This window comes from Amycolatopsis sp., from assembly GCF_036008905.1.
Lineage (GTDB): Bacteria > Actinomycetota > Actinomycetes > Mycobacteriales > Pseudonocardiaceae > Amycolatopsis.
This window is the reverse complement of the sequence record NZ_DASYMU010000229.1, coordinates 1-11,550: the sequence shown is the minus strand read 5'-3', so window position 1 is coordinate 11,550 and position 11,550 is coordinate 1. Positions and strand designations below refer to the sequence as shown.

Below are 11,550 nucleotides of genomic sequence, written 5' to 3'. Positions count from 1 at the left end.
CGCGTCGGCCGACCGGCGTGTTACTCCTCCGCGCTGGTCCACACGGCGAGTTCGTTGCCGCCCGGCTCGCGGAAGTGGAACCGGCGCCCACCCGGGAAGTCGTACGGCTCCTTGGTGATGACGCCGCCCGCCGCCACGACGTCGGCGACGGCTTTCTTGAGGTCCGTGGTCTGGATGACCGCCAGCGGTTCGGCGCCGCGCTCGGCCGCGGAATGGATCCCGACGCCGATACCGGCATCGTCGATCGCCGCGTATTCCGGCCCGTAGCTGGTCATCGACCAGCCGAACGCCTCCGCGAAGAACTTCTGCGATCCCTGCCCGTCACCACTGGAAAACTCGAGGTAGTCAAGCGTGTAAGTCATCCCCACACCCTAACCGGGACACACGCCTGCACAGACGGGAAACACGACTACCCAGCCGGGGAACACGCTGGGCTCGGGTGGTTCCCGTTCGCGTAGCTGTGTTTCCCGTCTGGGTAGGCGTGTTTCCCCGCGGTGTAGGCGTGTGTCCCGGCTGTGAGTGTCAGTGCACCAGGGTGGCGAGGTGGCGCCATTCGGGGAGGGGGATGCGGTCGTCGTCGGTGATGACCTGGAGGCAGACGTGGTCGGCGCCGGCGTCGAGGTGGGCTTGGACGCGGTCGGCGACGGACTGGTCGCCGCGGTAGGCGACGATAGCGTCGACCAGGCGGTCGCTGATGGTGGACAGGTCGTGGTCGGTGAAGCCGAGGCGGCGCAGGTTGAGCTGCTGGTGCGGCGCGTTCTTGGCGTAGAAGGCGACGTGTTCGCGTGCCAGTTCGTGGCCGCGTGAACCATCCAAGACAACAGCTTGCTCGACGGCCAGGAAAGCTTTCGGGCCAAGGGTTTCCCGCGCCAGGGCGGTGTGTTCGACGGGTACGAAGTACGGGTGCGCGCCGTCGGCGTTGTCACGGGAAAGTTCGAGCATGCGCGGGCCGAGCGCGGCGAGGAGCCGTTGCGGACGCGGACCGGGCAGGGCTTCGTCCATCGCGGCGAGGTAGTCGCGCACGGCGTTCACCGGGTTCGCGCCGACGCGCTGGCCGCCGAGGCCGTGCACGAACCGGCCGGGGTAGGCCCGGTTCAGCAGTTGTTCGGCGCCCGCGGCGGCGAGCGGGTCCCGGCGGGCGATGTTGGCGATGCCGGTGGCGACGCGCAGAGTCCGGGTGGCGGCCAGCAGGACGCCGGCGTGGGTGTACGCCTCGCGGCCCATGGCCTCGCCGAACCACAGGGTGTCGAACCCGAGCTCTTCGACGTCCGCGGCGGCTTCGCGGACCGCGCTGATTTCCTTGTCCTCGAAGGAGAAAGTCCAGATTCCGACGCTCATCGGGTCACCTCCGCGAGGGCTGGCGCGAGGCGCTCCAGCTGTTCCACAATGGACTCCAGGCTGTCTCCCATGGGCGAGACGAGGACGTGGTCCGCGCCCGCGTCGAGCAGGTCCCGCACCCGCTTGACGACGGCTTCCTCATCGCCCCACGCGGTGAGCCCGTCGACGAGCCGGTCGCTGACGTCGTCGATATCGGAATCGGTGTAGCCCAAGCGTTTCCAGCCCATCAGGTAGTGCGGAATGTCCACACGGCGCATCATCGCGATGGTCTGACGGTGGTTCGCCCTGGCCTGTTCGCGGTCGCCCAGCAGTACCGATTGCGTCGGGATCAGCAGCTTGTCCGGGCCGAGGATTTCCCGGGCGTACGGCGTGTGCTCGAAAGGCTGCGCGAACGGGTGCGCGCCGTCGGCGAGTTCCCCGGAAAGCTCCAGCATGCGCGGCCCGACGGCGGCCAGCACCCGCGGAAACGCCACCCGGGGCGGGTTTTCGGTGGCGGCTTCGTCCATTGCGGACAGATAGGCTCGCGCCTGTTCCATCGGCCGGTAGTCCGAGCCCGCCTTCGCGGCTTGGAAGGAATGGCCGATGCCGACACCGAGCACGAACCGGCCGGGATGCGCCTCGGCGAGGGTGGTGCCGCCGCCCTGCATCGTCCGCGCGGGGCGGGCCCAGAGGTTCGCGATCCCGGTGCCGAGCACGATCCGGCCGGTCGATGCGAGCAGGGTTCCGTTGAGTGCGAACGCTTCCCGTGCGCGACCGCCTTCGCCGCTCCACACCGACGCGTAGCCGAGCTCCTCGATCCGCCGCGTCGCCCATAGTTCGACGTCCGCGGGTGGCGCGAGCGGCGCGGACGGAAGCCAGACACCCACCGGTCCGAGCTTGGTCCGGGTTTCTTCGATCAGGTCCATCAGTTCTCCCAGGTAACATGAGGCTGCCTCCGGTTAATCTACGGAGGCAGCCTCCGTTTGGCTACCCCTAATCCCACCCGTCGCCCACCGCCACCCTCAACGGAGACGCTTCGCGTCGCGTTTTAACCTCAGGGACAAGATGGACACCGCGAAGCCGATGCGTGCCGACGCCCGCCGCAACTACGAACGCCTGGTCGAAGAGGCCAAGCTGGCTTTCGGCCGCCACGGCGTCGACGCGTCGCTCGAGGACATCGCGCGTAACGCCGGTGTCGGCATCGGCACGCTGTACCGCCATTTCCCGACGCGGGAAGCGCTGCTCGAGACGCTCCTCAGAGACAAGTTCGACAGTCAGGCCGCCACCGCGCGCGAACTGCTGGACGACCCCTCGCCCGTCGACGCGCTGCGCACCTGGCTGCTCGACATCGGCCGCACATCGGCTCAGTACCGCGGCCTGTCGGAGTCGATGATGACCGCGCTGACCGACGAAACCTCCCGGCTTTACGCTTCCTGCCACGCCATGCGGACCGGTCTATCCCACCTAGTGGAACGGGCGAGGGAGGCTGGAGAGCTCCGCGAGGACGTCACGACCCAGGAATTGCTCCTCCTCGCGCACGCCGTGGCCTGGGCGAGTGAGCACGTCGGGAGTGAGAACGCCGTCGACCGGCTTTTCGATCTTGTTTTCGGCGGGTTGCGCGCGAGTTAACACCTTGCGTGCACGCAAGTAAGGCGCGGGACTAAACTGCTGCTCATCCGGGCACAACGTCGTGCGCGTCAGAGCGTCCTCGATTTCGTGACCAATTAGTGGGAGCCGCATCGTGACCAAGCCAAACCTGCCCGTCGTCCTCATCGCGGAGAAGCTCGCGCCCTCCGTGCTGAGTGTGTTCGGGGACGAGGTGGAGGTCCAGCATGTGGACGGCACCGATCGTCCCGCGTTGCTCGAGGCCGTCAAGGGTGCCGACGCGCTTCTCGTGCGTTCCGCCACCAAGGTCGACGCCGAGGTGTTCGCCGCGACGACCAAGCTGAAGGTCGTCGCCCGCGCCGGTGTCGGACTGGACAACGTCGAGGTCCCCGCCGCCACCGCCCGCGGTGTGCTGGTGGTCAACGCGCCGACGTCGAACATCGTCTCCGCCGCCGAGCACGCCGTCGCGCTGCTGCTCTCGGTCGCGCGCCGCGTTCCCGCCGCCGACCAGAGCCTGCAGGCCGGGCAGTGGAAGCGCAGCTCGTTCTCCGGGATCGAGATCCAGGGCAAGACCGTCGGTGTAGTCGGGCTCGGCAAGATCGGCCAGCTGTTCGCGCAGCGCCTCGCCGCCTTCGACGCCAAGATCATCGCTTACGACCCCTACGTCTCGGCCGCACGCGCCGCGCAGCTCGGCATCGAGCTCGTGACGCTCGACGAGCTCCTCGGGCGCGCCGACGCGATCTCCATCCACCTCCCGAAGACCCCTGAGACCAAGGGGCTCATCGACGCCGAGGCGCTGAAGAAGACCAAGCCGGGCGTCATCATCGTCAACGCCGCGCGCGGTGGCCTCATCGTCGAGGAAGACCTCGCCGACGCCATCGGATCCGGGCACGTCGGCGGTGCGGGCATCGATGTGTTCGTCACCGAGCCCACCACGTCCAGCCCGCTGTTCGGCCTGCCCAACGTCGTCGTCACGCCGCACCTCGGCGCGTCGACCACTGAGGCGCAGGACCGCGCGGGCACCGACGTCGCCCGTTCCGTGCTGCTCGCGCTGCGCGGCGACTTCGTCCCGGACGCGGTCAACGTCTCCGGCGGCGGCACGGTCGGCGAGCACGTCCGCCCGTACCTCTCGCTGACCCAGAAGCTTGGCACCGTTCTCGCCGCGCTGAGCACCAAGGCGCCCGCGTCGGTCACCGTCGTGGTCAAGGGCGAGCTGGCTTCCGAGGACGTCAGCATCCTGAAGCTCGCCGCGCTGCGTGGCGTGTTCTCCAGTGTCGTCGAGGACCAGGTCACCTTCGTCAACGCGCAGAGCCTCGCGAAGGAGCTCGGCGTCGAGGTCGAGCTCGAGACCGAGTCGGAGAGCCCGAAGTTCCGCAGCCTGGTGACGGTGCGCGCGGTGCACACCGACGGTGCCGTTCTTTCGGTGTCGGGTTCGGTGACGGGCAAGGCCGAGGACGAGAAGATCGTCGAGGTCAACGGCCGCCATTTCGACCTGCGCGCCGAGGGCAGCGTGCTGCTCGTCGAGTACCCCGACCGCCCCGGCATCATGGGCCGCGTCGGCACCCTGCTCGGCGAGGCCGGCATCAACATCGAGGCCGCGCAGATCAGCCAGACCGTCGACGGTGACGACGCCGTCATGCTGCTCCGTGTCGACCGCCCGGTGGACTCGCACCTGCTCGAGCCGATCGGCGCCTCCGTCGGCGCCCACACCATCCGCGCGGTGCAGTTCAACTAGCTAGGTATCTGCCTGAAAACTGACATGAACGGACCCTTCATCTCGAAAATTGAGATGAAGGGTCCGTTCATGTCACGGGGTAGGTGTTCACGAGGTGTCACATTCGGGTAACGCGGCGTCCGGCAGTCCCAGGTAGACGGTGTAGCCCGATCGACTGATCCACGATTGCTACTTCCAGCTGTAGCGATGTGGGCTGTTCGTGCTGTTAAGTCGCGTCGGCGAGGTTGAACCGCGCGCCGTCGAGGGCACGGCGCGGCGCCGGGCGCTCACCTGTCGGGGGTGTGTTCGAGCGGCGGCAGGTTTTCACACACACCTCGAGTGAGGGCACGAACTCATGAGAATTCGCGTACCCAAGTGGGCCGCGCGGTCGTCGGCCGCGGTTTTCGCCGCGATGCTGGCGACCACTGTCATCGGGACATCCACCGCCACCGCGCAGGATGCCCCGCTCGCCGACGGGGTCGGCACGGCGAAGATCGACGCCGCCAAGTTCCAGGGCAAGCTTTCGCCGCGGCTGAACGCCGTCGAAGGCAAGATCACCGTTTTCGTGGAACTCGCGAAGAAGCCGGCTGTCGACGCCTTCAACGCCGAACAGAACAGGGGCGGCGGCAAGGAGCAGGCGAAGCGCGCCGCGAAGGCCGCCAAGGCCGAAACCGACAGCGCCGTCAACTCCGTGGTGGGCCAGCTGAAGGCCGCGGACTCCAGCACACAGCTCGTGGCGCGGACGTCGAACGCCGTCGCCGGCGCTGTCGTGACAGCCGACGCGGCCAAGGTCCGCGAGCTGGCGAAGCGCGCTGACGTCGTTTCCGTGCGCACTGTCGTGCCGAAGAAGCGCACCAACGCGAGCGCGGACCAGCTGACCAACACGCTCACCGCGTGGCAGCAGACCGGCAAGTTCGGTGACGGCATCCGCGTCGGCGTGATCGACGACGGGATCGACTACACGCACGCCGACTTCGGCGGCCCCGGCACGCCCGCCGCCTACGAGGCCGTCGACCGCACCAAGGTCGAGCCGTCGTACTTCCCGACCGACAAGGTCGTCGGCGGGATCGACCTCGTGGGTGACGACTACGACTCCGCGGGCAACACCGGTTCCCCGACGCCCCAGCCGGACCCCAACCCGCTGGCCTGTGGCGAGCACGGCACGCACGTGGCCGGCAGCATCGCCGGGTTCGGCGTCAACGCCGACGGCAGCACCTTCAAGGGTGACTACTCGAAGCTCAACGCCAAGAAGATCAACGCGCTGAAGATCGGCCCCGGCACCGCGCCGAAGGCCTCACTCTACGCGATCAAGGTGTTCGGCTGCGAGGGCTCGACCAGCGTCACCTCACTGGCGCTCGACTGGTCGCTCGACCCGGACGGCGACGGCGACTTCACCGACCACCTCGACCTGGTCAACCTCTCGCTCGGTAGCGACTTCGGCGCGCCGGACGACCCCGACTCGCTGTTCGTCCGCAAGCTCGCCGCCAACAACGTGCTCCCGGTGTTCTCCGCGGGCAACGGTGGCGACCTCTACGACATCGCCGGCTCCCCTGGCAACACCCCCGAGGCGCTGACCGTCGCGAGCAGCCGGGACGCCTCGATCCTGCGTGACGCCATCGACGTGACCGCCCCGGCGAACGTCGCCGGCAAGAAGGGCGGCCAGTTCAGCCAGAGCTACGCCGGTTACACCACCCTCGACATCACGAAGCCGGTCGCCAAGCTCTCGGCCGAGAACGCCGACGGCTGCGCGCCTTACTCCGCCGCGGACAAGACGGCCGTGACGGGCAAGCTCGCCTGGCTCGAATGGGACGACAACGACTCCACGCGGGCCTGTGGCTCCGCGGTGCGGGCGAACAACGCCCAGGCCGCCGGCGCTGTCGGCGTACTGCTTTCGTCCACTTTGGAGAACTTCGCGGCGGGAATCGCCGGCAACGCGGGCATCCCGATGTTCCAGCTCACCGGTTCGGCCACCGCGCCGCTCCGCCCGGCGCTGACCGCGGGCACACTGCAGGTGCACCTCACCGGTACCGGGCGCGCCAGCCTGCAGACCTACGACCAGTCCATTGTGGACAGCCCGAGTTCGTTCACCTCGCGTGGCGTCCGCGGCCCGGCCGTGAAGCCGGACGTCTCCGCGCCCGGTGACACCATCGCGTCGGCGTTCCGCGGCAGCGGCAACGACCGGACCGTGCTGTCCGGTACCTCGATGGCGGCGCCGCACACCTCGGGCATCACCGCGCTGATCCGGGAAACGCACCCGGACTGGTCGGTCGAAGAGGTCAAGGCGTCGGTGATCAACACCGCCGGGCACGACCTGAAGAACGCGGCAGGCCAGACCTACGCGCCGCAGCGGGTCGGCAGCGGCCGGATCGACGCGAAGGCCGCGCTGGACAACTCCGTCCTCGCGTACGTCGTCGACGACCCGGGTGCGGTCAGCGTCAACTTCGGCACCGTCGAAGCCGCCGGACCGGTGACCTTGAGCAAGACGATCAAGGTCGTCAACAAGGGCACGAAGGCCGCCGAGTACTCCGTGGCCTACCAGGGCATCGACCAGCTGCCCGGCGTCACCTACGAGCTCGACAAGTCCTCGGTCAAGCTCAGCCCGCGCGGTATCGCGACGGTCAAGGTGACCCTGAAGATCGCCGACCCGAAGGCGCTGCGCAAGGTCATCGACCCGACGATGGACGCCGAGCAGGCGGGCCTGGCCCGTCAGTTCCTCGCCGACGCTTCGGGCCGGGTCGCGCTGACCCCGACCAAGGGCGCCACCGTGGGCCTGCGGGTGCCGGTCTACGCCGCGCCCAAGCCGGTCTCGGCGATCAGCACTTCAACGTCGATCAACTTCCCGGCCGGCGCCACCCAATCGGTGCTTAATCTCACCGGAAAGGGTGTCGATCAGGGTGCTGGTGCCCAGCGGTACCGCTCGCTGATCAGCGTGTTCGAGCTGCAGGCCTCTTCCGGTCAGCTGCCCGAGTGCGACGGCAGCACCACCGCCGACTGCACGCTCAACAACACCGCGAAGGGCGGCGACCTGCAGTACGTCGGCGCCGCGTCCACGGCCCCGCTGGCCAAGGTGCAGGGTGAACCGGAGAACGCGCTGCTGGCGTTCGGCCTGACCACCTGGAGCGACTGGGCCAACCTCGGCAGCAACACCGTGCCGTTCGTGGACATCGACACCACCGGCGACGGCGTCGCGGACTTCGAGTCGTTCGTGACCAAGGCGACCGCGACGGACGTGCTGCTCGTCAACACCGTCGCGCTCAAGCCGGGCTTCCCGACCGTCGACATCCAGGCCGTCAACGGCCAGCTCGGGGACGTCGACACCAACGTGTTCGACACCAACGTCGTCGTCCTGCCGGTGAGCATCGCCGCGCTGGGCATCGACCCGAACGCGGCTTCGCACCGCATCAGCTACACGGTCGGTACCACCGGGTACTACACCGCACCGGGCAGCACGAACGGGTTGATCGACGAGGTCGGCACACCCCTTTCGTTCGACGCGCTGGCGCCGGGCTACTCGGTCCAGGGCGGCGGCGACGCGGCACTGGGCTACACCGCCAAGCCGGGCACCGCGCTCGTGGTGAACCGCGACGCCGCTTCGGCGTCGAAGGACACCGTGCTGGGCCTGCTCGCGATCGAGCACCACAACGCCGCGGGCAACCGTGCCGCCGTGGTGAAGGTCAACGCGACGCAGGCGGGCTCCGAGGCGGGCGCCGGGCGACCGGGCCGCCACGTGGGCAGGCAGCCCATCGGGGTTGGCTAGTTTCGACATACGGTGCCCCGGCGTGGACTTTCTCCGCGTCGGGGCACCTTTTTTTCACCTGATTTCTCGCCCGATGAACCCGCGACGCGATCGCGTCGCCAGGGCGCTCTCTGGCAGGTCAACTTCACGTTCGCGAGCATGGCGCCCTGCCGCCCCGATAGCGTGCCTTCGGCTCAAGCGGGTTCGTTTTAGGCAGCTCGTGCGGGGCGGATCAGCTACTTTTTCACCTGGAAGAGTGTCTCGGCATGCGGGATGCCTCGGCATAAGGGTGGTGCGGCTACAGCTGGTTGCCTACGGCCGGTAACCTGCCGCTGCTGGTGTTTTCTTGCGAATGGGCCATCCGGGGCACCGGAGGTCTGGTCAACGGAGGTGTGTTGGATGCGGCTCGCTGTGATCCCAGGTGACGGGATCGGACCCGAAGTGGTCGCCGAGGCGCTCAAGGTGCTCGGTGAAGTCGTACCCACGGCTGAGACCACCAACTACGACCTCGGAGCCGCCCGGTGGCATTCCACCGGTGAGCTGCTCCCCGAGTCGGTGCTCGGTGAGCTCCGGCAGCACGACGCGATTCTGCTCGGCGCTGTCGGTGATCCGAGTGTGCCCAGTGGCATCCTCGAGCGCGGTCTGCTGCTGAGACTCCGCTTCGAGATGGACCACCACGTGAACCTCCGCCCCGCGCGGTTGTATCCGGGTGTCCGCGGCCCGCTGTCCGACAACAGCGAGATCGACATGGTCGTCGTCCGGGAAGGCACCGAGGGCCCGTACGCGGGCAACGGCGGCCTGCTCCGCAAGGACACCGAGCACGAGATCGCCACCGAGGTCAGCGTCAACACGGCGTTCGGCATCCGGCGAGTGGTCGCGGACGCGTTCAACCGCGCCGAGGCCCGCCCCCGCAAGCACCTGACGCTCCTGCACAAGACCAACGTGCTCGAGTACGCCGGTGGCCTGTGGTCGCGGATCGTCGAAGAGGTTTCGCTGGAGCACCCGGACGTCACGGTCGCGTACTCCCACGTGGACGCCGCGACGATCCACCTGGTGACCGACCCGTCCCGCTTCGACGTGATCGTCACCGACAACCTGTTCGGCGACATCATCACCGACCTCGCGGCCGCCGTGACCGGTGGCATCGGGCTCGCGGCGAGCGGAAACCTCGACATCACCCGCAAGAACCCGAGCATGTTCGAGCCGGTGCACGGAAGCGCGCCGGACATCGCGGGCCAGGGCCTGGCGGACCCGACGGCGGCAGTGCTGTCCGTCGCGTTGCTGCTGGACCACCTCGGCCTCAAGGAACCGGCTCGCCGGATCGAGGCCTCCGTGGCCTTTGATCTCGCAACCCGTGACCAGGCATCCCCGGGCGCGACACACGCGATCGGTGATCGGTTGGCGGCGCTGGTTTCCTCGAACGTCCGTACCGCTTAAGACTTAAACGGCTGGGCAGGTGGGGTCGTGAGTGCGTAACAGTGTTAGAACACTCGTTGCCACTCACGACCCCACGCGGCCGCCTGCCTCGTCGAAGGCCCGCGCAACCCCGCGCCCTCGCCGATTTCCTCACCAAGGGATGAGCGCCCAGATCGTGGGAAGTTCGGACCAAGGCTTGGAAGGTGGGGGAGGGGTGTGGCATAGTCGCGGTATGGCTTCCTTCTCGATCATTATTGCGCAGCGCGCCGGATAGGTGCTCCACAAGAGCATCCGGCGCGCAAACCTCTCGCATCCATCGCGAGGGGTTTTTTTGTGCCCTTTGGCCTGAATGACTTTCTCAAGGAGACCGACCGTGAATCGCACGGAGCCTGCCGGCACCCCGCTCGGCGACGATTTCCACCTCTACGACACGACTTTGCGCGACGGTGCGCAGCGTGAGGGGATCTCCTACTCCGTCACGGACAAGCTCGCCGTGGCGCGGCTGCTCGACGAACTGGGCGTGGGCTTCATCGAAGGCGGCTGGCCCGGTGCCATGCCGAAGGACACCGAGTTCTTCGCCAAGGCCGCCGCCGGTGAGCTGAGCCTGAAGCACGCCGCGCTGGTGGCTTTCGGTTCCACCCGAAAGGCCGGGACCAAAGCCTCCGAGGACAAGCAGGTGCGCGCCCTGCTCGATTCACAGGCCCCGGTCGTGACGCTGGTGGCCAAATCGGACTTGAGGCATATCGAACGCGCATTGCGGGTCGATGTCGACGAAGCGTGTGAAATGGTGCGGGACACCGTTTCCTTCCTCGTCGGCGAAGGCCGTCGCGTTTTCCTTGACGCGGAACACTTCTTCGACGGTTACGCCTACAGCCCGGACACCGCACTGCGGGTCCTCGACGCGGCGGCCACCAGCGGCGCCGACGTCCTGGTGCTGTGCGACACCAACGGCGGCCAGCTTCCCTTGGGGCTGGCGGAAACCGTGCGCGAGATCAAGGACCGAACGGGATTCCGCTTGGGAATCCATTGCCAGGACGACACTTCCTGTGCGGTGGCGAACAGTATCGCCGCCGTGCAGGCCGGCGCGACGCACGTTCAGTGCACCGCCAATGGTTACGGGGAACGGGCCGGAAACGCCGATCTGTTCGCCGTGACGGGAAACTTGGTGGCCAAGCTCGGTATGGAGGTGCTCCCGACCGGAGGCGCCGCCGAGCTCACCCGGGTCTCCCATGCCCTTGCCGAAATCGCGAATATCGCACCCTACGCCCACCAGGCTTATGTAGGGGCGTCGACCTTTGCCCACAAGGCGGGTCTGCACGCGAGCGCGATCAAGGTGGATCCGTTGCTGTACAACCACATCGATCCAGCTTCTGTCGGCAATGACATGCGGGTACTGGTCACCGAGATGGCCGGCAGGGCCAGCCTCGAGCTCAAGGGACGTGAACTCGGGGTGGACCTCGCGGCCCAGCCCGAGGCGCTGACCAACGCGGTCCGCAAGGTGAAGCGCCTCGAAGCGCAGGGCTGGTCCTTCGAGGCGGCGGACGCCTCGCTGGAACTACTGCTGCGCCGCGAGGTGGACGGGCCGCAGAGCGACGTGCTCGACGAGCCGCCATTCGTGCTGGAGTCCTACCGGGTCGTGCTCGACCATCGCTCCGACGGCGGAGTGATCTCCGAGGCGACCGTCAAGGTGCATGTGGACGGCCACCGAGTGATCGCCACCGCCGAGGGCAACGGCCCGGTGCACGCGCTGGACGCCGCCCTG

The 11,550-nt window shown here is 67.9% G+C and carries 8 protein-coding genes; 5 read left to right on the top strand and 3 right to left on the bottom strand.

What is annotated here, in order from left to right:
• Positions 1-20: 20 nt before the first annotated feature.
• The 3 genes from VGP60_RS37470 to VGP60_RS37460 all read right to left on the bottom strand — a co-directional run bounded on the left by VGP60_RS37470 (position 21) and on the right by VGP60_RS37460 (position 2,243).
• Entirely contained in the window at positions 21-362 is a 342-nt protein-coding gene (locus tag VGP60_RS37470) for a VOC family protein (protein WP_327552960.1), read from the bottom strand.
• Between the two features lie 160 nt (positions 363-522).
• A complete protein-coding gene (locus tag VGP60_RS37465; RefSeq protein WP_327552959.1) occupies positions 523-1,338 on the bottom strand; it encodes a TIGR03620 family F420-dependent LLM class oxidoreductase in 816 nt (271 codons plus the stop codon).
• Positions 1,335-2,243: a TIGR03620 family F420-dependent LLM class oxidoreductase gene (locus VGP60_RS37460; RefSeq protein WP_327552958.1), complete on the bottom strand. Its 909-nt coding sequence runs from the start codon at positions 2,241-2,243 to the stop codon at positions 1,335-1,337. The genes VGP60_RS37465 and VGP60_RS37460 overlap by 4 nt, the downstream gene beginning before the upstream one ends.
• Before the next feature lie 139 nt (positions 2,244-2,382).
• On the opposite strand from VGP60_RS37460, the gene VGP60_RS37455 reads away from it, so the two are divergent.
• The 5 genes from VGP60_RS37455 to cimA all read left to right on the top strand — a co-directional run.
• Positions 2,383-2,946: a TetR/AcrR family transcriptional regulator gene (locus VGP60_RS37455; RefSeq protein ID WP_327552957.1), complete on the top strand. Its 564-nt coding sequence runs from the start codon at positions 2,383-2,385 to the stop codon at positions 2,944-2,946.
• 112 nt (positions 2,947-3,058) lie between these two features.
• Positions 3,059-4,657 (top strand): phosphoglycerate dehydrogenase, encoded by a 1,599-nt coding sequence (serA, locus tag VGP60_RS37450; protein ID WP_327552956.1) that lies wholly within the window; start codon positions 3,059-3,061, stop codon positions 4,655-4,657.
• Between the two features lie 334 nt (positions 4,658-4,991).
• Complete coding sequence (locus tag VGP60_RS37445; RefSeq protein WP_327552955.1) at positions 4,992-8,393, top strand: S8 family serine peptidase; 3,402 nt, start codon at positions 4,992-4,994, stop codon at positions 8,391-8,393.
• 378 nt (positions 8,394-8,771) lie between these two features.
• Positions 8,772-9,809: a 3-isopropylmalate dehydrogenase gene (locus VGP60_RS37440; RefSeq protein WP_327552954.1), complete on the top strand. Its 1,038-nt coding sequence runs from the start codon at positions 8,772-8,774 to the stop codon at positions 9,807-9,809.
• Positions 9,810-10,161: 352 nt separating this feature from the next.
• A partial coding sequence (gene cimA / locus VGP60_RS37435; RefSeq protein WP_327552953.1) for a citramalate synthase occupies positions 10,162-11,550 on the top strand: 1,389 nt, incomplete at its 3' end.

Coding starts and splice junctions, on each gene's coding strand:
- VGP60_RS37470 (WP_327552960.1), bottom strand. CDS start 362: ATGACTTACACGCTTGACTACCTCGAGTTTTCCAGTGGTGACGGGCAG.
- VGP60_RS37465 (WP_327552959.1), bottom strand. CDS start 1,338: ATGAGCGTCGGAATCTGGACTTTCTCCTTCGAGGACAAGGAAATCAGC.
- VGP60_RS37460 (WP_327552958.1), bottom strand. CDS start 2,243: ATGGACCTGATCGAAGAAACCCGGACCAAGCTCGGACCGGTGGGTGTC.
- VGP60_RS37455 (WP_327552957.1), top strand. CDS start 2,383: ATGGACACCGCGAAGCCGATGCGTGCCGACGCCCGCCGCAACTACGAA.
- VGP60_RS37445 (WP_327552955.1), top strand. CDS start 4,992: ATGAGAATTCGCGTACCCAAGTGGGCCGCGCGGTCGTCGGCCGCGGTT.
- VGP60_RS37440 (WP_327552954.1), top strand. CDS start 8,772: ATGCGGCTCGCTGTGATCCCAGGTGACGGGATCGGACCCGAAGTGGTC.